General features: G+C 67.1%; 19 protein-coding genes and 1 tRNA gene. 11 read left to right on the top strand and 9 right to left on the bottom strand.

All coding sequences use genetic code 11. From position 1 onward, the window contains the following. Positions 1-67 precede the first annotated feature (67 nt). Both AB4Y68_RS12080 and AB4Y68_RS12075 read left to right on the top strand, forming a co-directional pair. Positions 68-1,210, top strand: coding sequence for an efflux RND transporter periplasmic adaptor subunit (locus tag AB4Y68_RS12080; RefSeq protein ID WP_441456005.1), 1,143 nt, complete (start codon positions 68-70; stop codon positions 1,208-1,210). Beyond that, a complete protein-coding gene (locus AB4Y68_RS12075; RefSeq protein ID WP_441456068.1) occupies positions 1,210-4,443 on the top strand; it encodes an efflux RND transporter permease subunit in 3,234 nt (1,077 codons plus the stop codon). The genes AB4Y68_RS12080 and AB4Y68_RS12075 overlap by 1 nt, the downstream gene beginning before the upstream one ends. A gap of 19 nt (positions 4,444-4,462) precedes the next feature. Here the strand turns inward: AB4Y68_RS12075 and AB4Y68_RS12070 are convergent, their stop codons facing one another. Continuing rightward, complete coding sequence (locus AB4Y68_RS12070) at positions 4,463-4,993, bottom strand: c-type cytochrome (RefSeq protein ID WP_441456004.1); 531 nt, start codon at positions 4,991-4,993, stop codon at positions 4,463-4,465. A 149-nt stretch (positions 4,994-5,142) separates the two neighbouring features. Here AB4Y68_RS12070 and AB4Y68_RS12065 point away from each other — a divergent pair, with 149 nt between their 5' ends. Together AB4Y68_RS12065 and feoB are read left to right on the top strand one after the other, a co-directional pair. Continuing rightward, a complete protein-coding gene (locus AB4Y68_RS12065; RefSeq protein ID WP_441456003.1) occupies positions 5,143-5,415 on the top strand; it encodes a FeoA family protein in 273 nt (90 codons plus the stop codon). After that, the gene (gene feoB / locus AB4Y68_RS12060) at positions 5,415-7,286 is read left to right on the top strand and encodes a ferrous iron transporter B (protein ID WP_441456002.1); all 1,872 of its coding nucleotides are present in this window, start codon (positions 5,415-5,417) and stop codon (positions 7,284-7,286) included. Before AB4Y68_RS12065 ends, feoB begins: the two co-directional genes overlap by 1 nt. A gap of 78 nt (positions 7,287-7,364) precedes the next feature. Here feoB and AB4Y68_RS12055 read toward each other — a convergent pair whose 3' ends face one another. The 3 genes from AB4Y68_RS12055 to AB4Y68_RS12045 form a co-directional block, all read right to left on the bottom strand. Further along, the gene (locus tag AB4Y68_RS12055; protein WP_441456001.1) at positions 7,365-7,991 is read right to left on the bottom strand and encodes a TetR/AcrR family transcriptional regulator; all 627 of its coding nucleotides are present in this window, start codon (positions 7,989-7,991) and stop codon (positions 7,365-7,367) included. A 20-nt stretch (positions 7,992-8,011) separates the two neighbouring features. Beyond that, positions 8,012-8,087: transfer RNA gene (locus AB4Y68_RS12050), tRNA-Thr, on the bottom strand. A 53-nt stretch (positions 8,088-8,140) separates the two neighbouring features. Further along, on the bottom strand, positions 8,141-8,578 hold the full coding sequence (locus tag AB4Y68_RS12045; protein ID WP_441456000.1) for an HIT family protein: 438 nt from the start codon (positions 8,576-8,578) through the stop codon (positions 8,141-8,143). 116 nt (positions 8,579-8,694) lie between these two features. Here AB4Y68_RS12045 and AB4Y68_RS12040 point away from each other — a divergent pair, with 116 nt between their 5' ends. Both AB4Y68_RS12040 and AB4Y68_RS12035 read left to right on the top strand, forming a co-directional pair. Next, on the top strand, positions 8,695-9,048 hold the full coding sequence (locus AB4Y68_RS12040; protein ID WP_441455999.1) for a phage holin family protein: 354 nt from the start codon (positions 8,695-8,697) through the stop codon (positions 9,046-9,048). 68 nt (positions 9,049-9,116) lie between these two features. Next, a complete protein-coding gene (locus AB4Y68_RS12035) occupies positions 9,117-9,710 on the top strand; it encodes a DUF2239 family protein (RefSeq protein WP_441455998.1) in 594 nt (197 codons plus the stop codon). Here the strand turns inward: AB4Y68_RS12035 and AB4Y68_RS12030 are convergent. Further along, positions 9,707-11,179 (bottom strand): D-alanyl-D-alanine carboxypeptidase, encoded by a 1,473-nt coding sequence (locus tag AB4Y68_RS12030; RefSeq protein WP_441455997.1) that lies wholly within the window; start codon positions 11,177-11,179, stop codon positions 9,707-9,709. The genes AB4Y68_RS12035 and AB4Y68_RS12030 overlap by 4 nt on opposite strands. 266 nt (positions 11,180-11,445) lie before the next feature. Between AB4Y68_RS12030 and AB4Y68_RS12025 the strand changes: the two genes are divergently transcribed. From AB4Y68_RS12025 to AB4Y68_RS12010, 4 genes are all read left to right on the top strand, one after another. Beyond that, positions 11,446-11,916 carry a phasin family protein gene (locus tag AB4Y68_RS12025; RefSeq protein ID WP_441455996.1) on the top strand — a complete coding sequence of 157 codons (471 nt, stop codon included), beginning with the start codon at positions 11,446-11,448 and terminating at the stop codon, positions 11,914-11,916. Between the two features lie 195 nt (positions 11,917-12,111). Then, positions 12,112-12,441, top strand: a complete 330-nt coding sequence (gene clpS / locus AB4Y68_RS12020; protein ID WP_441455995.1) for an ATP-dependent Clp protease adapter ClpS — start codon at positions 12,112-12,114, stop codon at positions 12,439-12,441. 11 nt (positions 12,442-12,452) lie between these two features. Then, the gene (gene clpA / locus AB4Y68_RS12015; RefSeq protein ID WP_441455994.1) at positions 12,453-14,753 is read left to right on the top strand and encodes an ATP-dependent Clp protease ATP-binding subunit ClpA; all 2,301 of its coding nucleotides are present in this window, start codon (positions 12,453-12,455) and stop codon (positions 14,751-14,753) included. Between the two features lie 248 nt (positions 14,754-15,001). After that, positions 15,002-15,577 (top strand): DUF4287 domain-containing protein, encoded by a 576-nt coding sequence (locus AB4Y68_RS12010; protein ID WP_441455993.1) that lies wholly within the window; start codon positions 15,002-15,004, stop codon positions 15,575-15,577. Positions 15,578-15,727: 150 nt separating this feature from the next. Here the strand turns inward: AB4Y68_RS12010 and AB4Y68_RS12005 are convergent, their stop codons facing one another. The 4 genes from AB4Y68_RS12005 to AB4Y68_RS11990 all read right to left on the bottom strand — a co-directional run bounded on the left by AB4Y68_RS12005 (position 15,728) and on the right by AB4Y68_RS11990 (position 19,125). Beyond that, a complete protein-coding gene (locus AB4Y68_RS12005; protein WP_441455992.1) occupies positions 15,728-16,033 on the bottom strand; it encodes a CsbD family protein in 306 nt (101 codons plus the stop codon). Positions 16,034-16,116: 83 nt separating this feature from the next. Further along, the gene (locus tag AB4Y68_RS12000) at positions 16,117-17,352 is read right to left on the bottom strand and encodes a GNAT family N-acetyltransferase (protein ID WP_441455991.1); all 1,236 of its coding nucleotides are present in this window, start codon (positions 17,350-17,352) and stop codon (positions 16,117-16,119) included. Continuing rightward, complete coding sequence (locus AB4Y68_RS11995) at positions 17,349-17,807, bottom strand: RidA family protein (protein ID WP_441455990.1); 459 nt, start codon at positions 17,805-17,807, stop codon at positions 17,349-17,351. Before AB4Y68_RS11995 ends, AB4Y68_RS12000 begins: the two co-directional genes overlap by 4 nt. 55 nt (positions 17,808-17,862) lie before the next feature. Beyond that, positions 17,863-19,125, bottom strand: coding sequence for a DNA polymerase IV (locus tag AB4Y68_RS11990; RefSeq protein ID WP_441455989.1), 1,263 nt, complete (start codon positions 19,123-19,125; stop codon positions 17,863-17,865). 120 nt (positions 19,126-19,245) lie between these two features. On the opposite strand from AB4Y68_RS11990, the gene AB4Y68_RS11985 reads away from it, so the two are divergent. Continuing rightward, on the top strand, positions 19,246-19,611 hold the full coding sequence (locus AB4Y68_RS11985) for a response regulator (RefSeq protein ID WP_441456067.1): 366 nt from the start codon (positions 19,246-19,248) through the stop codon (positions 19,609-19,611).

Raw genomic sequence — 19,611 nt, 5'->3', positions numbered from 1 at the left:
TACTTTATTTGCGTAACGGCCATGACCCGCTAAGCGGGAGCGCTTGTTGTCGGGGAGACTGCGTCGCGTGTTCAAACGCCATTTTTTCATCATCGCTGCGGCCTGTCTCGTGGGGCTTATGGTCCTGGCGGCGGTTCTGAAAATCACTCTCGCTGACGACAGCAAGGGCGGCGGGGGCGGTCCTGGCGGCCGGGGCGGACCCGGCGGCGGTCGGGGCCAGGCCGTGGCCGAGGCGGTCGTAACCCAGCGTGAGTTCGCCGATCAGATCCGTGTTCTGGGCGTGGCCCGCAGCCGCCACTCGGTCAACATCACCTCCAATACGACCGAACTGATCACGCGGGTGATGTTCACGGACGGCCAGCGCGTCGCCGCGGGCGCGCCCCTGGTCGAGTTGCAGGCGCGCGAGGAAGACGCTGATCTGATCCAGGCGAATGCGCGACTGGTTCAGGCGCAGCGCGAGTATGATCGCTACAAGACCCTGGCCGAGCGCGGCGTCGCGCCGCGCATCACGGCCGAACAGGCCGAGACAGCGCTTCACACCGCCCGCGCGGCCGTCGCGGCCTCGGAAGCCCGTCGCGGCGACCGCGTGCTGCGCGCACCCTTCGCCGGGGTGCTGGGCCTGACCACGGTGACGCCGGGCACGCTGATCACGCCTGGGGCGGTCATCACCACCCTGGACGACACCAGCGCGGTCCGCGTCGACTTCCCCCTGCCGGAGCGTTATCTGGGCGTGCTGCGGCTCGGCACGCCGCTGACCGCGACCTCCGACGCCTATGCCGGCGAGGTCTTTTCCGGCCGCATCGCGCTGCTGGACACGCGCGTCAATGAACAGACCCGCGCCGTCATCGCCCGCGCCGAATTCGCCAACCCGGGCAATCGTCTTCGCCCCGGCATGATGATGCGCGTCGCCGTTCAGCAGGGCCGTCGCCAGAGCCTAGCGGTGCCGGAAGCCGCCGTTCAGTATGAAGGGCAGGGCGCCTTCGTCTATCGCATCGCGCGCGGCGAAAAGGGCACGACCGCTCAGCGCGTCGAGGTGCAGACCGGCGCCGTCGAGGGCGGCTTTGTCGAAATCCTGTCGGGTCTGGACAACAACGACCACGTCGTCGCCTCGGGCCTGAATCGTATCCAGCCCGGCGCGCCCGTGAGCGTCGGCGGCGGCGGGGACGAGCAGAAGGGCGGCGCGCGCGCAGCTCAGGCGGCCCGCCAATGATGCTGTCCGATCTCTCGGTCCGCCGCCCCGTCTTTGCGGCGGTGGGGGCCATCGTTCTGTGCGTGATCGGCCTGGCGGCCTTCTTCTTCCTGCCCGTGCGGGAACTGCCGGACGTCGATCCGCCCATCGTTTCGGTCAACACCACCTACGCCGGGGCCTCGGCCGAGGTGATCGAGAGCCGGATCACCGAGCCGATCGAGCAGCAGATCGCCGGCATCCAGGGCGTCCAACGCATCAATTCGACCAGCCGCGACGGCCGCTCGAACGTGAACATCGAGTTCTCGCTGAATCGCAACATCGACGACGCCGCCAACGACGTGCGCGACCGCGTTTCGCGCGTCGTCGGCCGTCTGCCGGATCAGGCCGACCCCCCGGAAGTGGCCAAGGCCGATTCCAACAGCCAGCCGATCATGGTCCTGTTCCTGCGCTCCACGACGATGAACCGGCTGGAGCTGACGGACTACGCCGACCGCTATCTGGTCGACCGGTTCGCCACCGTGCCGGGCGTGGCCCAGGTCCAGATCTTCGGCGAGCAACGCTACGCCATGCGTATCTGGCTGGACGCCGCCGCCATGGCCGCGCGCGGCCTGACGGTCAACGACGTCGAGACGGCTCTGACCAACCAGAACGTCGAACTGCCGGCCGGTTCGCTGGAGTCGACGCAGAAGGACTACACCGTCCGCGTCGCCCGCACCTATGCGCGGCCCGCCGACTTCGCCCAGTTGCCGATCGGCACGCGCGGCTCGGCCTCGACCGCCACGGGGGCGCAGGCGTCCGGCACCCTTGCCGGGGCGACGACCGCCATGACCAACGGCGTGACCGGCGCCCTGCTGGGCAACGCCGCCTATGTCACCCGCCTGGGCGATATCGCCCGGATCGAGGAGGCGCCCGCCGAGGCGCGGCGCCTGTTCCGCGGCAACGGCATCGACCAGATCGGTCTGGCCGTCACGCGTCAGGCCCAGTCGAACGACCTGGCCATCTCCGAGGGCGTGCGCGCCCTGATGTTGCAGGTGCAGCCGACCCTTCCGCCGGGCACGACGCTGGAAGTCGGGTCCGACAATTCGGTCTTCACCTCCCACGCCATCGACGAGGTCTGGATCACCATCGGCATTTCGATGGCGCTGGTGGCCCTGGTCAATTTCATCTTCCTGGGCAGTCTGCGGGCGGCGATCATCCCTTCGGTGGTGGCGCCCATCTGCCTGCTGGCGACCTTCATCGTCCTGGCCCCGCTGGGCTTCTCGCTGAACCTGCTGACCCTGCTGGCTCTGGTGCTGGCCATCGGCCTGGTCGTCGACGACGCCATCGTGGTGGTCGAGAACATCCAGCGTCGCCTGGACCTGGGCGAGCCCCCGCTGATCGCCGCCGAGCGCGGCGCCCGTCAGGTCTTCTTCGCCGTCGTGGCGACGACCGTGGTCCTGCTGTCGGTGTTCGCGCCCCTGCTGTTCCTGCCCGGATATGTCGGCCGTCTGTTCGTCGAACTGGCGGCGGCCATCGCCGCGGCCGTGGCCTTCTCGGCCTTCCTGGCGCTGAGCCTGTCGCCCATGCTGGCATCCAAGATCCTGAAGCCGGCGCAGACCGGCGGGTGGCTGGCGCGCCGCGTCGATCGGGCGATGGATGCGCTTAAGAACTCCTACGCCAACTCGCTGAACGCTCTGTTGGGCCGTCGCATCGCCGTCGTCGGCGTCATCGGCCTGATTGTCTTGGTCGCGGCCGGGGCGGGCGGCATCTTCCTGACCCTGCCCAGCGAACTGGTGCCGCCCGAGGACCGGGGCCGCGTCGGCGTTCGCGTTCAGGGGCCGGAAGGCGCCGGCTTCGATTACACCCGCAAGATCATGCTGGGGCTGGAGCCGATCCTGGCCGAGTACAAGGAAAAGGGCGAAGTCGAATCCTATCTGATCTCGGCGCCCGGCTTCGGCGGCGGCAGCTACAATTCCGGCAGCGCCAGCCTGACGTTGAAGGACTGGTCCCAGCGCAAGCGCTCGGCGGACGAGATCGCGCGGGAACTGAACCGCAAGCTGCGCGGCCAGACCGACGCCCAGGTCAACGCCTCGACCCCCGGCGCCTTCCAGCGCGGCGGCGGCAGCTCCAACTCGGTCGAAATGATCGTCACCGGCGCCGAATACGGCCCGCTCTACAACTGGCTGCAGCCCATCCTGGCGGCGGCGCAGGAGTACCCAGGCTTCTCGCGTCCGCGTCTGAACTATGAGCCGAACGCGCCGCGCCTGCTGGTCAACGTCGACCCGCAGAAGGCGGCGGCCCTGGGCGTGTCGTCGCAGCAGATCGGCCGCACCCTGGAGACAATGTTCGGTTCCCGCCGCGCCACGACCTATATAAAGGGCGGTCAGGAATACGACGTCATCCTGCAGACCGACCGCAACAACCGTCGCGAGGTCGCCGACCTTCAGGCGCTGTATGTCGCGACCGGCGCGGGGCAATTGGTGCCGCTGTCGGCGGTGGTCACGACCGAGACCTCGGGCGACACGCCCGACCGTCGCCGTCTGGACCGTCAGCGGGCGATCACGCTTCAGGCCGACCTGAACCCGGGCACCACGATCGCGGACGCCATGGCCTTCCTGAACGCCGAGGTCGCCAAACAGCCGCAGGGCCTGGCCACTGTCCGTTGGGGCGGCGCGGCGCGGGATCAGCAGGAGGCGGGCAGCGCCGTGGGCTGGGCCTTCGCCCTGGCCTTGCTGCTGGTCTTCCTGGTTCTGGCGGCCCAGTTCGAGAGCTGGATCACCCCCGCGGTCATCATGCTGACGGTGCCTCTGGCGGCGGCGGGCGGGTTGTTCGGCCTGCTGATGGCCGGGTCCAGCCTGAACATCTACAGCCAGATCGGCCTGATCATCCTGATCGGGGTGGCGGCCAAGAACGGCATCCTGATCGTCGAATTCGCCAACCAGCTGCGCGATCAGGGGCGTTCGATCCGCGAGGCGATCATCGAGTCGTCGTCGCTGCGCCTGCGCCCCATCATCATGACCTCGATCGCCACCGCCTTCGGCGCCCTGCCGCTAGTGCTGTGGCACGGGGCGGGGGCGGGCAGCCGCCAGACCATCGGCGTGGTCATCTTCACGGGGGCGATCTTCGCCACCGTCCTGACCCTGTTCGTGGTGCCGGTGATCTATGGCGTGCTGGCGCGCTTCACCAAGTCGCCGGAATGGACCGCCCGCAAGATCGAGGAGTGGGAAGCCCAGGAGTTGGCCGACGGAAAGTCGGCGGACATGACTCCGGGGTAAATCGCTGTGGGCTGAATCCTCAGGAAGCGGGGGCCGTCGCGGGAGCGGCGGCCTTCGCCGTTTCCGGCTTGTAGCCCGTCTCCACCTTCAGGAAGGCGATGACGTCGCGGCGGTCCGTGGCGTCGGGAAGGCCGGGGAAGGTCATCTTGTTGCCCGGCAGGAAGATCTTCGGGTTCTGCAGCCAGTGGTCCAGCTTGTCCGCGTCCCAGGTGAAGCCCGCCGTCCGCATGGCGTGCGAGTAGCTGTACTTGTCCAAGGCCCCGGCCTGGCGGCCGAAGACGCCGTACAGGTTCGGCCCGGCCATATTCGGGCCGCCCGGCGTGATGGTGTGGCACGATCGGCAACGGGCGAAGGCGCGACGGCCGTTCTCCAAATCGCCAGCGTTGTAGGGCGAAGGCAGGGCGGCCAGCATCGCCACCTTCTCCGCTTCGGTCGGTGCGGGCGGAGGCGGGGCCTTGGCTGTTTCGGCGCCGGGCGCGGCGTTGTCGCCGCAGGCGGCCAATCCCAGCGAGGCGGAAAGAACAGCGGAAAGGATCAGGGCGGTGCGCATGGCGGACTCCATAGGCCAGACCGCCTTGATAGCCGATGGACGTTTGGTCGCAACGCTGCGGTTATCCTTACTGGACGCGGCGGCCTCGCACCTGATAATCACTGTCAATAGAGAGTGAACGGCGCCCGCGCGCCGTTGTAATGAGCGCCATGACCGACACCATCAAACTCAGCCAGGCCCGTCGCGGCGATCGCGGCGTCATCGTTCAGGTCGGCGCGCATTGCCATCATCAGGACCATGAGGTCGAACTGGAGCGCCGCCTGCTGGAATTGGGCTTCGTCGAGGGCGCCCACGTCGAACTGTTGCACGAAGGCCTGTTCGGTCGCGATCCGATCGCCATCAAGGTGGACGACATGCGCGTCGCCCTGCGTCGCCACGAGGCCGCCAGCCTGACCATCCGCCTGGAAGGCGGAGCCCTCTGATGGACATGGCCGTTCGCACCGCCCGCGTCGCCCTGGTTGGCAACCCGAACAGCGGCAAGACCGCCCTGTTCAACGCCCTGACCGGCGCGCATCAGAAGGTCGCCAACTACGCCGGCGTCACCGTCGAACGCAAGGAAGGGCGGATCACCGCCGCCGACGGCCGCACCCTGGCGGTGCTGGACCTGCCGGGCACCTATTCCCTGCGCGCGCGCAGTCTGGACGAAGAAGTCACCCGGGACGCCGTTCTGGGCGCCCTGCCGGGCGAGACGCCGCCGGACGTCGTCATCTGCGTCGCCGACGCCACCAATCTGCGTCTGGTGCTGCGCCTGGCGCTGGAGCTGAAACAGGTCGGGCGCCCGATGGTTCTGGCGCTGAACATGTACGACATCGCCCAGCGTCAGGGCCTGCGCATCGATCTGGAAAAACTGTCGGCTGAGGTTGGCGCGCCGGTGGTGACCACGGTCGCCACGCGCAAACGAGGCATCGCCGAACTGGTCGCCGCCGCCCAGGCCCAGGCTGATCAGGCGGTGGGCGAGACCCACAGCGAATGGCACGCGCCCGCAGCCGCCGAAATCCGCGCCGCCCACCGCGAAGCCGAACGCATCATGAAGGCCTGCGTGCGTCCGCCCGAGCGGCCGGACACGCTGACGGGCAAGATCGACAGCGTCCTGCTGCACCCGGTCGCCGGTCTGGCGATTCTGCTGGGCGTGCTGTTCCTGATGTTCCAGGCGGTCTTCACCTGGGCCACGCCCGCCATGGACGGCATCGAGGCTGGTTTCGCCCTGTTGGGTCAGGCGGTCGCCGCCTTCGTGCCCGACGGCCTGGTGCAGAGCCTGATCGTCGACGGCCTGATCTCGGGCGTCGGCAGCGTTCTGGTCTTCCTGCCGCAGATTTTGCTGATCTTCCTGTTCATCATCGTGCTGGAGGACTTCGGCTATATGGCGCGCGCCGCCTTCCTGATGGACAAGATCATGGGCGGGGCCGGGCTGCACGGCCGCGCCTTCATCCCCCTTTTGTCCAGCTTCGCCTGCGCCATTCCCGGTATCATGGCGACGCGGGTGATCGAGGCCCGGCGCGACCGGCTGACCACCATCCTGATCGCGCCGCTGATGACCTGTTCGGCGCGGATTCCCGTCTACACATTGATCATCGCCGCCTTCATCCCGAACCGGACGGTCTGGGGCTTCGCCAATCTGCAGGGTCTGGTGATGTTCGGTCTCTACGCCAGTGGCATCATCAGCGCGCTGCTGGTCTCGCTGGTGGTGCGCAGGGTGTTCTGGCGCGGCGCGGTCGAGCCTTTCATGATGGAACTGCCCGCCTACAAGATGCCCGACATCAAGAGCGTCCTGTTCAATCTGTGGTTGCGGGCCAAGATTTTCCTGCGTCGCGCGGGCAGGATCATCCTGCCGTTGATGATCATCGTCTGGGCGCTGGCGACCTTCCCCTATCCGCCGGAGGGCGCGACCGGGCCGGCCATCGACTATTCCTTCGCCGGCATGATCGGCAAGGCGCTGGCGCCTGTCTTCGCCCCCATCGGCTTTAGCTGGCAGATGGTGGTGGCCCTCGTCCCCGGCATGGCCGCGCGCGAAGTGGCCGTCGCGGTGCTGGGCACGGTCTACGCCGTCGCCGGGGCCGAGGAGAATGTCGGGGCGCTGGCCTCGGTGCTGTCCGCGGACTGGTCGCTGGCGACGGGGCTGGCCTTCCTCGCCTGGTATGTCTTCGCGCCGCAATGCCTGCCGACCATCGGTGTCGTGCGCCGGGAAACCGGCTCGCTGAAATGGACGTTGATCATGGTCGGCTACATGTTCGGCCTGGCCTATCTGGCGGCCTTCATCGTCTATCACCTGGCCGTGGCGCTGGGCGGGGGCTAGGCCGCCTCGGGTCGAGAAGGCGGAGCCTTCTGACCGCGGCCCACAAAAATGAAGGGGCGCTCACGCTCTCTTCGGGCGTCAGCGTCCGGTCGTCAGCTTGACGACGATGTGGGCGGTGGTGTCGACGATGGCCTCTCCCGTGTCGGCTCGGCGCATCAGGGCGAAGCCGGCGGCGACGGATTCCACCAGATTAGCGGTCTCGTAAGAGGTCAGGCGCGGGCTCAACCCCTCGGGAAGATAGCCGTTGGCCTTGGCCTGGGCGATGCGGCGCTCCAGCGCCAGGTGCAGGCGTCGCTGGCGCTTGATGCGGCTTTCGGCGAAGGCGGGCTCGCCCTTGTCGGCCAGCATGTGTTCGACCCGCAGCACAGGCCCGTGGTCGTTCCATAGCGTCAGCACCTCCAGCACATAGGCGCGGACGGCTTCGAAGGCGCGGTCCCCGGTCCAGTCGGCGTGAATGTGCTTGGCCAGGCGCTGGAAGTCCTCGCCGGCCTCCTCGCACAGGATCAGCAGCCCTTCATCGACCGAGTTGAAATAGGTGTAGAAGGTCGGCGCCGAGACGCCCGCCGCCTGGGCCACGTCGGCGGCGCGGATTTCGCCCAGATGCTTGTGGTTCAGCAGGCCGCGTAGGGCGTCGAGGATGGCGCGACGAGTGCGCGCGCCGCGCGTCCCGATCTTGTGGCCCAGTTTGTTGGTCGTCTCGGACATGGAGGAGGCGGCCGGAGAGGTGGTGCCGGTTGCAGGAATCGAACCCGCGACATCCAGTTTACAAAACTGGCGCTCTACCAACTGAGCTAAACCGGCGTTGCGCGCCTTATGCTGGCCCGGCGCGGCGGAGGCAAGCGAGGAAAGCCGCTTCAGTCCAGTTCGGCGGCGATCCGGGCGGCCAAGGCCTTCAGCTGTTCGGCGTCGGCCATGGGGGCGTGGCCGTGGCCCTTCATGGCGCGGTCGCTCCAGCGCGGGATGATGTGGAAATGCAGGTGGAAGACGGTCTGGCCGCCAGCCTCGCCGTTGAACTGCATCAGGCTGAGACCGTCCGGCTTCAGCGCCCTTTCCACCGCGCGCGCGGTGCGCTGGACGGCGGCGGTCAGCGTCGCCAGCGTCGCGGGCTCGACATCCAGAAGATTGCGTGCCTGAGAGGTCTTGGACACGACGAGCACATGACCTTCGGACTGGGGGAAGACGTCCATGAAGGCCAGCACGTCATCGTCTTCCCACACCTTCACGGTCGGGATCTCGCCGCGCAGAATCCTGGCGAAGATGTTGTCGGGGTCGTAGGCGCCGTGAAGGCTCATGGGGAGGCTCCGTCAGTGTGGTCGGGCCAAGGCTAGCAGGGCAGAGCGGATTTCGCACGGAGCCGAACGCGATCTGGCGCACTATATGGTCAAGGTTCAACCAGACAGAGGCTGTCATGCTGCGTTTTATTGTTCAGGCCGTCGTCACCGCCCTGGGGCTGTGGCTGGCGGCCAAGATCGTGCCGGGGGTGGACTTCACCTCGACCGGGTCGCTGATCGCAGCGGCGGTCATCCTGGGTCTGGTCAACGCTATCGTGCGGCCGATCATGGTGATCCTGACCCTGCCGCTGACCATCGTGACGTTCGGTCTGTTCCTGCTGGTGGTGAACGCGGCGATGATCGGGCTGACGGCCTGGTTCCTGGGCGGGTTCGTCGTCAACGGCCTTTGGGCCGGGATCGGCGCGGCCATCGTCACCGGCGTGGTCAGCTGGATCGCCGCCTCCCTATTCGGTGAGGGCGAGCGCGCCTAGGTAATTATCCGGATAATATTGACGCCCATATTTTATCCGGGTAAATCATCGCGACCTTCAAGGAGCCGATGATGACCGCCGCTACCTGCACCGCCTTCGCCGGCGACCGCCTGATTGCATCGGGTGCGCCGTCCCAGGTCGCCGCGGCCGTAAAGGCCGTGCATGACGCGGGGAAGGCGGTTCTGGTGTTCGATGACGCCGACGCCCGTCCGGTCGAGTTCGACCTGCGCGGCGATCTGGACGCGGTCCTGGCGCGCCTGACGCCCGCCGAACTGGTCGAGAAGCGCGGGCCGGGGCGGCCCAGGCTGGGCGTCACTGCCCGTGAGGTGACGCTGTTGCCGCGTCACTGGGACTGGCTGGCGGCCCAGCCGGGCGGGGCGTCGGTGGCGCTGCGCAAGCTGGTCGAGAGCGCCCTGCGCGAGGCCGAGGGCCCGGACCGGGTGCGCCGCAGCCGCGAGGCCGCCTATCGGTTCATGACCGCCGTAGCGGGCGACAAGCGCGGCTACGAGGAGGCGACGCGGATGCTGTTCGCGGGCGACTGGATCGCCTTCGACCTGGCGGTCGAGGGCTGGCCTGCGGACGTGCGCGACTACGCCAATCGACTGGCCGAGGGCGGTTGGCGCAATGGTAAGGGCCGAAAGGCGACCACCGAGCGCGATTAGCTCGGGCGGATGACCATACAGGTGACGCGGCGTTCGTTCAGGGTCTCGCATGCGGCTTCGGCGGCGGCCTGGGTCATGCCGGTAAAGCGCGAGCGATACCAGCCGTTGGCGGTCTGCACGTCGCGTTGCGCCTCGGTGAACTGGGTGCGGAAGCGGCGACTGACGTCGTTCAGCCAGTCACGCGCGACGGTTTCCTCGCGGAAGGCACCGACCTGAACCGTCCAGCGGCCGGCGGGCTCGCGCGCAGCCTGGCGGGTCGGTTCACGCGTCGGCGTAGCGGCGGCGGATGAGGATGAACGGCGCGTGGCCGTCGTCGTCCCGCCGTTCAGCGCGGCGGTAAGGCTTTCCGGCGGGCGAGGCGCTTCGGCGCGCTGGACCGGGGCCGCGGCGCGGGGCGTTGCGGCGCGAGGAGCGGGCGCAGGCGTCCGGGCCGAGGGCGGCGGCGTGATTTCGGTGGGCAGGGTGCGCGGCGCCGGCCCGGAGACATAGGCGACCGTCGTCGAACCGACGCCTTCGCCGTCCTCGTCCGAAGCCGAGGCGTATTCCACCGGCGGGTTCGGATCTGCGCTGACGCCGAAGCCGCGTTGTTCGAAGAAATTCTGGGCGATCTGGATCGGTTCGCCCTGGCCGCGACGGCGTTGGACCTCGAAGCCGGTGTCCATCAGTTCCGAGACATGAGAGTTGCGGCTGGCCGTCGAGCGGCCTCCCATGACGATGGTGATGATCCGCTTGCCGTCCCGGACCGATGAGGCGGCGAGGTTGTAGCCCGAGGCGTTGGTGAAGCCGGTCTTGATGCCGTCATAGCCGCGGCCGGTAGCCAGCAGACCGTTGGTGTTGCGATAGTCGCGACCGTTGTAGGCCCAGTCGCGCAGGCCGAGGTAGCGGTAATATTGCGGGAAGTCGCGCATGACCGCGCGGCTGAGGATCGACAGGTCGCGGGCGGTCGTCGCCTGACGCGTGTCGGGCAGGCCGTTGGCGGTGGTGAACCGAGTTTGGTCCATCCCCAACTCCTTGGCCTTGGCCGTCATCCGGGCGGTGAACTGGGCTTCCGAGCCGCCGATGTGCTCGGCCAGGACCACGGCCATGTCGTTGGCGCTGCGGACCGCTGTGGCGCGCATGGCGTCGTCCAGGCTGATCGACTGGCCGGCGGCGAGGCCCAGTTTCGACGGGGGCTGCGACGCGGCGCGCGGCGACACGGTCAGAGTGTCGGTCAGCTTGACCTTGCCGGACTCCAGCGCCTCGAACGTCAGGTACAGGGTCATGACCTTGGTGATCGAGGCGGGATAGCGTCGGGCGTCGGCGAAGCGAGAGAACAGCACCTCACCCGAGGCGGCGTCGACCACGATGGCGGCGTAGCGCGAACTGTCGGAATCCTGAGCGACCGGCGGAAGCGCGCCGAGGGCAGGGGTCAGGACGAGCCCGCCCAGAACCATGGCGGCCAGGAAGCGACGGCGGAATACGGCGTTCATGGTCAATCAACTAGCCTCGTCACTGTGGCGCGAAGACGACCCCGATCATCGCGCGTTAACAGAGGCTAACATCGGACTCCGGGGTTTCGAGACGGTTAACAAGCCGTCAACGGAGTTGTGATCTGCGCGGGCGGGAGCGGGTGATCGTCGATCATATTGTGCACCGCACAAATTTAACTTGAAGTCACTTCGCACATGCACCATATGACCCCTGTTGCGATGAACGCCGTTCGTCGTGAGGCCCTTTTCGCTTCAGGAGAGTCCCAATGGCTGACGCCGCCGAGACTGTTAAGAAGACTGTTGAACAGACCACCGCCAAGGCCAAAGCCCAGGCAGAGAACATCCAGGCCGCCGGCGCCAAGGCTTTCCGCGAAGGCGTGGACAAGTCCGTCGCCTCGCTGACCGAGCTGAACGCTCAGGGCAAGAAGAACCTGGAAGCCGTGGTCGAGTCGGCCGCCGCCGCCCAGAAGGGCGCCGAGGCCCTGTCGCAGGAAGCGCTCGCCTTCTCCAAGAAGAGCTGGGAAGACGGCGTCGCCGCCGCCCAGTCGCTGAGCCAGGCGCGTTCGGTGCAGGAACTGGTCGAGCTTCAGACCTCGTGGGCCAAGTCGGCCGCCGAGGCCTATCTGGCGCAGTTCGGCAAGGCGACCGAGATCTTCACCGCCTCGGTGAAGGACAGCTTCAAGCCCATCAACGAGCGCGTCACCGCGACCGTCGAGACCTTCCAGGCCGCCCGCTAAGCCGGATAAGTTTCAGTAGGCGTACAATCAGGCCCCGGCGGAAACGCCGGGGCCTTTTTGCGTCTGGGAGGCGTTTCAAAGCGTGGCGGTCGAGAAGACGTGTAGCCGCAGGCGACACGACTCACTGGACGCCCCTACAAATCCGGCCATCATTGCCTATCTGATCCATCGAACTCCCCCGAAGACGGACAAAGAATGCCTACGAGACGGCCAGGTGAAGAAGGCGGAGGCGCAGGCGCCGCCGTCGTCACCGAGACAAAGCCGAAGCTTCAGCGGCCCTCCCTATATCGGGTGCTGATCCTGAATGACGACTACACCCCTATGGAGTTCGTCATCTATGTGCTGGAGCGGTTCTTCCAGAAGAGCCGCGAGGACGCGACCCGCATCATGCTGCATGTGCACCAGCATGGCGTTGGGGTGTGCGGCGTCTTCACCTACGAAGTGGCCGAAACCAAGGTCGCCCAGGTGGTCGAGACGGCGCGCCGTCACCAGCATCCTCTGCAATGCACGATGGAAAAAGACTGAGAGGATCTCCCATGCCCTCCTTTTCTCGTCCTCTCGAAGAGACCCTGCACCGCGCGGTCAGCTATGCGAACGAGCGTCGGCACGAATACGCCACGCTTGAACACCTGCTGCTGGCCCTGATCGACGATATCGACGCGGCAGCCGTGATGACCGCCTGCAACGTGGACCTCGGCGCGCTGAAGGCGGCTCTGACCCTCTATGTCGACAACGATCTGGCCGCCCTGGCCACGGCCGACGGCGACGACGCCAAGCCCACAGCCGGCTTCCAGCGCGTGATCCAGCGCGCGGTGATCCACGTCCAGTCCTCGGGCCGGGAAGAGGTGACGGGGGCCAATGTCCTGGTCGCCATCTTCTCTGAGCGCGAGAGCCACGCCGCCTATTTCCTGCAGGAGCAGGACATGACGCGCTATGACGCGGTGAATTTCATCGCCCACGGCATCGCCAAGAAGCCGGGCGCGACCGAGGCCCGCCCCGCCAAGGGCTCGCCCGAGGACGCCGAGGACGCCGCCGCCGTGAAATCGGGCGGAGAGGCTCTGGAGGCCTACTGCGTCGACCTGAACGAGAAGGCCCGCAAGGGCAAGATCGACCCCCTGATCGGGCGTCAGGCCGAGGTTGAACGCTCGATCCAGATCCTGTGCCGCCGGACCAAGAACAACCCGCTGCTGGTCGGCGACCCCGGCGTCGGCAAGACCGCCATCGCGGAGGGCCTGGCCCGCAAGATCGTCAACGGCGAGGTGCCGGACGTTCTGAAAGACGCCACCATCTACAGCCTCGACATGGGGGCGTTGCTGGCCGGCACCCGCTATCGCGGCGACTTCGAGGAACGGCTGAAACAGGTCGTCAAGGAACTGGAGACGCACGAGAACGCGGTCCTGTTCATCGACGAGATTCACACGGTGATCGGCGCCGGCGCGACCAGCGGCGGGGCTATGGACGCGTCCAACCTGCTGAAACCGGCCCTGGCCTCGGGCAGCCTGCGCTGCATGGGCTCGACCACCTACAAGGAATACCGCCAGCACTTCGAGAAGGACCGCGCCCTGGTGCGCCGCTTCCAGAAGATCGACGTCAACGAGCCGACGATCGAGGACACGGTGAAGATCCTCAAGGGTCTGAAGACGACCTACGAGAACCATCACAAGCTGCGCTACACCGACGCCGCCATCCGCACGGCGGTCGACCTGTCGGCCCGCTACATCACCGACCGGAAACTGCCCGACAAGGCCATCGACGTGATCGACGAGGCGGGCGCCGGCCAGATGTTGCTGCCGGAATCCAAGCGCAAGAAGGTCATCGGCCAGAAGGAGGTCGAAGCCGTCATCGCCAAGATGGCCCGCATCCCGCCGAAATCGGTGTCCAAGTCGGACACGGAATCCCTGCGCGAGCTTGAGGCCGATCTGAAGCGGACGGTCTATGGCCAGGAACAGGCCATCGACCAGGTCTCGTCGGCGATGAAGCTGGCGCGGGCGGGTCTGCGCGATCCGAACAAGCCCATCGGCGCCTTCCTGTTCAGCGGCCCCACCGGCGTCGGCAAGACCGAGGTGGCCAAGCAGTTGGCCGCGACGCTGGGCATCGAGATGCAGCGCTTCGACATGTCGGAATACATGGAGCGCCACACGGTCAGCCGTCTGATCGGCGCCCCTCCGGGCTATGTCGGCCATGACCAGGGGGGGCTGCTGACCGACGCCGTCGACCAGCACCCGCACTCGGTTGTGCTGCTGGACGAGATCGAGAAGGCCCACCCCGACGTCTACAACATCCTGCTGCAGGTGATGGACAACGGGACCCTGACGGACGCCATCGGCAAGAAGGTCGATTTCAGGAACGTCATCCTGATCATGACCACCAATGCCGGCGCCGCCGACAACGCTCGCGCCTCCATCGGCTTCGGCCGCGGCAAGGTCGAGGGCGAGGACGACAAGGCCATCCAGCGCCTGTTCGCGCCGGAGTTCCGCAACCGCCTGGACGCCATCGTGGCCTTCAAGCCTCTGGGCGCCGAGACGATCCGCTCGGTGGTGACCAAGTTCGTGATGCAGTTGGAAGCCCAACTGGCGGACCGCAACATCACCATCGAACTGACCGACGAAGCCGCCGACTGGCTGGCCAAGAACGGCTTCGACGAACTGTATGGCGCACGCCCCCTGGCCCGCGTCATTCAGGAGCACATCAAAAAGCCGCTGGCCGACGACATCCTGTTCGGCCGCCTGACCCGCGGCGGCCACGTCAAGGTCGAGCTGAAGGACGGCAAGATCGCCTTCGACATCACCCCGACCAAGGGCGCGGCGGTGAAGGAAGAGGAAGAAGAAACGGCCTGATTTCGGTCAGGTCGAAGTCAGAGGCCCGGGCGGAAACGCCCGGGCCTTTTTCTTTAGCGCTTCCCCATAACCCCGCTCATCCCGGCGGACGCCGGGATCCAGTCAGAGCCAAGGACGTTCCCCGGCGAATTCTAGCGTGAGTACTTGTAGCCAAAGATCTGGATCCCGGCGTCCGCCGGGATGAGCGGAAGAGGTGGTCGCGGAGCATCCAGCGTTGCATAGTCCTCTCGAATTCGAGAGGGACGCACATGACCGCAGTGCTGACGGAGCGGCAGAAGAAGTGGTTCGCCACGGTTCAGGCCAATCTGGAGAAGAACACCGGCAAACCGCTGGCCGACTGGGTCGCCATCATGAAGGCTTGTCCCGAGACCGCGCCGCGCGCTCAGGCGGTCTGGTTGAAGACGGAACACGGCGTCGGCCAGAACCACGCGGCGCAAATCCTGGACGCCTGCCGCCCGTCCGACGGCCCCGGCTGGGACGAGCCCGAGGCCCTGCGCGCCGCGCTGTGGAAGGATGCCGATTCGGCGGCGATCCTGGAGGCGGTCGAGCGGGGCGCGGACGGGGTCGAGGGTGTCATCTCGGGCCAGCGCAAGGGCTACACCGCCTTCTCACGCACGGTGCAGTTCGCGGCCATGCGTCCGCTCAAGGGCGGTCGGGCGCTGCTGGGCTTGAAGTTGGCGCCGGAGGCCTCGCCGCGCCTATCGCCGTCGGCGCGGCGGGAAAGCTGGTCCGAGCGGCTGACGGCCGTGGTCGAACTGGACGCGCCGGATCAAGTGGACGCGGAGATTGGCCGCCTGTTCGCCCAGGCGGCCGATAACGGTTGATGACCTTTCCTCCCTGTTCGCAAGGCGAATGGGGAGGTGGATCGGACGCGTAGCGGACGAGACGGAGGGGGCGACTCGACGGTTGATGTCAGTGCCGCCCCCTCCACCACTGCGTGGTCCCCCTCCCCACGAGGGGGGAGGAAAGGAATGTCAGCGTTTACGGCCCAGCGCGCTCAGAAGCACCGCAGCCCCGGCGATGAGGGCGGTGGTCAGCAGGGGTTTGCGGCGAGCGAAGTCCAGTCCCTTGTGGGCGGGATCGCGAAGATCGGCGGGGGCCTTGTCGACCATGCCGTCCAGTCCGTCGATAACGCGGCCATAGGCGTCCTTCGCCTTGCCCTTGAACTCGGTCAGCTTGCCTTCGACCTGAAGCTTGCCGTCGCCGGTCAGGCGGCCCGCGCCGTTCTGGGCCTTGCCCTTCAGTTCCGTCGCGACGCCTTCAATACGTTGATCAGTCATGGTGATCCCTGATGTGAGGAGGAGACTCTCTCCCCAAGCGCGCTGGTGTCCCGAGGGTTCCTCGCGGCGCGCGCGGCGAAATGTCAGGCGCTGCGGTAAGGCGACAAGGTTTCGGCCATCTCAGCCATCTCGGCCTCGACCGCCGGTCGTTCGTTGTCGAGATAGCGGGCGACCGGATCGCGCAGGGCCGGGTCGGCGATCCAGTGGGCGCTGTAGACCGGGGAGGGCAGGTAGCCGCGGGCGATCTTGTGCTCGCCCTGTGCGCCCGCCTCGACGCGGGACAGGCCGCGCGCGATGGCGAAGTCGATGGCCTGATAATAGCAGAGCTCGAAATGGAGGAAGGGGACCTCCTCCAGCGCGCCCCACTGACGGCCATAGAGAGCGTCGCGACCGATGAAGTTCAAGGCCCCGGCGATGGGTGTCCCATCCCGAAAGGCCATGACCAGGGCGATCCGGTCGGCCATCGACGCGCCGACGCGGGCGAAGAAGTCGCGCGTCAGATAGGGCCGGCCCCATTTGCGGTCGCCGGTGTCCATGTAGAAGTCGAAGAAGGCGTCCCAGTGCGCCTCGGTCAGGTCGGCCCCGCTCAGGACGCGGATGTCGAGACCTGCTTGCGCCTCGCGCCGCTCGCGCCGGATGGTCTTCCTCCGATTGGACGACAGGGCGGCCAGAAAGTCGTCGAAGCTCCGATAGCCGTCGTTGCGCCAGATGAACTGGATGTCGCGTCGAGGGAGAAGGCCCGCCTCGGTCATGAGGCGCCATTCGGGCTCGGTCGGGAAGTTGACGTGCAGGGATGAGGCGCCGAGCCGTTCGACCAGGGTCAGGGCGCCTTGCAGCAGGGCCGCCCTGATCGCGTCATCCCGGCCGGAGCGAAGCGCAGAGCCGGGACCGCCAAGGGCGCTGCCGTCGGCGTCTTGGGCGGCCCCGGATAAGCCCCGCGGGCTTTCCGGGGTGACGCCGGGTTTGATCAGAAAACGCGGCCCCGTCGCCGGGGTGAAGGGCACGGCGCTCAGAAGCTTGGGATAATAGCGGCCGCCGGCGCGCTGATAGGCGTCGGCCCAGCTGTGGTCGAAGACGTATTCGCCCTGGCTGTTCCCCTTCAGATAGAGGGGCATGACGCCGAGAACGGCGCCGTCGTCATCGTGCAGGGACAGGTGGCGCGCCCCCCAGCCCTGGGACGGGACGGCGCTGCCGGACGCCTCGCACGCGTGCAGGAAGTCGTAGGAGACGAAGGGATCGCCGGTCGGGGCCGCGCAGGCGTCCCACGCGTCCCGGCCTATGTCGGCGACCCCGTCGTTGACCTGGAGCGTGAAGCTCACTTCACCTCGATGATGGCGTCGACTTCGACTGCGAAGCCGAGCGGCAGCTTGTAGACGCCGACGGCCGAGCGCGAGTGCTTGCCCGCGTCGCCGAAGACCTGGACCATCAGGTCCGAGCAGCCGTTGATGACGGCGGGGATGGCGATGAAGTCCGGTCCGGCCTGGACGAAGCCGCCCAGCTTGACGATGCGGACGACGCGATCCAGGTCGCCGTCGACGGCGGCGTTGATCTGGGCCAGCAGGTTGATGCCGCACAGGCGAGCGGCCTCGGCGGCCTGGTCCGGGGTCACGTCCACGCCGACGGTGCCCTTGATGCCGCCATTGGCGTCGTTCGACAACTGGCCCGAGATGAAGATCTGCGAGCCCGACTGGACGTAGGAGACGTAGCTGGCGACGGGCTTGGCCGGCTCGGGCAGGGTGATGCCGAGTTCGGCGATGCGGGCGTGGATGCTCATGTCGGAGACTCCGTTGAATGGGTTGTGCGGGGTTTAGCGCGCCAGACGGGCGGCGTCATCCGGGCTTCTTCAGGGCGCGGCCCGCGACCACGGCGGCGACGCCGAATTTGGCGCGCAGGGCGTCGATGGCGGTCTCGGTCTTCAGGGCGCGGGTCTCGGCGGTGGCGAACAGGCCGGCGGGCGCGGTCCCGGCGTCGGTGATCTCGGCCAGGCCGATGCCGATCAGTCGATAGGGGACGCCCAACTCCGGCTTCAGCAGGTCGCGCCCGGCGGAAAACAGCACCCGCGCCGTCTGCACCGGCTCGACCAGGGTGACGCGGCGGGTGACGATCTTGAAGTCGCTCTTGCGCAGCTTCAGCACCACGACCCGGCTGGCCACGCCGTCGCGTCGGGCCTTGGACGCCAGCTTCTCGCACAGGGGCCAGAGCTCGGCCTCCAGAGCCTCGGCCGTGGTCAGGTCGTCGTTGAAGGTGGTCTCGGCGCTCATGCCGCGCCGGTCGTGGTCTGGTCGAACCGGACGGGCGTCGCGGGCATGGCTGAGGTCGTAGAGGCGAAGGCCCGTCTCGCCATAACGCCGGACCAGATCCTTGACGTCGGCGGCGGCCAGATCGCCGACCGTGGCGAAGCCGTCCGAGCGCAGGGTGCGGCCGAAGACCGGGCCGACGCCGGGCAGGATGGAGACGGGACGGGGCGCCAGCAGGTCCTTCGCCTCGGCCACGCCGATGACGGAAAAACCGCGCGGCTTATCCAGTTCAGACGCGATCTTGGCCAGGAATCGGTTGGGGGCCAGGCCGATGGAGACGCTCAGGCCGGTCTCGTCCTCGATCCATTTCTGTAGCCGGATCAGTTGGAAGGCGGGCGGGCCGCCGTTCAGCCGCTCGGTCCCCGACAGATCGATCCAGGCCTCGTCCAGCGACAGGGTTTGAACCAGCGGCGTCAGCTTTTCTATCGCGCCGAAGATGCGCCGGCTCTCTGCGACGTATTTGGCGAAATCCGGTTTGATGACAACGGCGTCGGGACAGGCCTTCAGCGCCTTGTACATGGGCATGGCCGAGCCGACGCCGTGCAGGCGGGCGACATAGCAGGCGGTCGAGACCACGCCGCGCTTGCCGCCGCCGATGATGACCGGCTTGTCGCGCAGTTCCGGCCGGTCGCGTTTCTCAACCGAGGCGTAGAAGGCGTCGCAGTCCAGGTGGGCGATGGACAGGTCGGCCAGTTCGTCATGGGCGATGACCCGACGCGAGGCGCAACTCGGACACCGCGCGACCTTGCGGTCGCCGGTCCACAGGCAGTCGCGGCAGACGGCCGTCAGGCTCAAAAGGAACTCCGGTTCTTCAGCTTCACGTCAACTTAAGACTGCGTGCGTCACAGTGCATCCGAAGAAGGCGAAAAGCCCATCGCAGGTGCGCGATTTCGAGGCGAAACAGCCGGGTGGCGGATGTCCAAGAAAGTCCTCATCGTCGAGGATAACGAGCTGAACATGAAGCTTTTTCATGATCTGCTCGAGTCCCAGGGCTACGAAACCCTGCAGACCCGTGAAGGGCTGCAGGCGCTCGCCATCGCGCGCGAGCACCGGCCCGACCTGATCCTGATGGATATCCAACTGCCGGAAATCAGCGGCCTTGAGGTCACCAAATGGCTCAAGGACGACGAAGAGCTGAACCATATCCCCGTCATCGCCGTTACCGCCTTCGCCATGAAGGGCGATGAGGAGCGGATCAGGCAGGGTGGTTGCGAGGCCTATATCTCCAAGCCCATCTCGGTGGTGTCGTTCCTCGAGACAATCCGCAAGCATCTGGGGTAG

The sequence above is a fragment of the Brevundimonas sp. 2YAF1 genome (assembly GCF_052114745.1).
Classification (GTDB): Bacteria; Pseudomonadota; Alphaproteobacteria; order Caulobacterales; family Caulobacteraceae; genus Brevundimonas.
The sequence above is the reverse complement of the archived record's forward strand: the minus strand, read 5'-3'. Positions and strand labels throughout refer to the sequence as shown.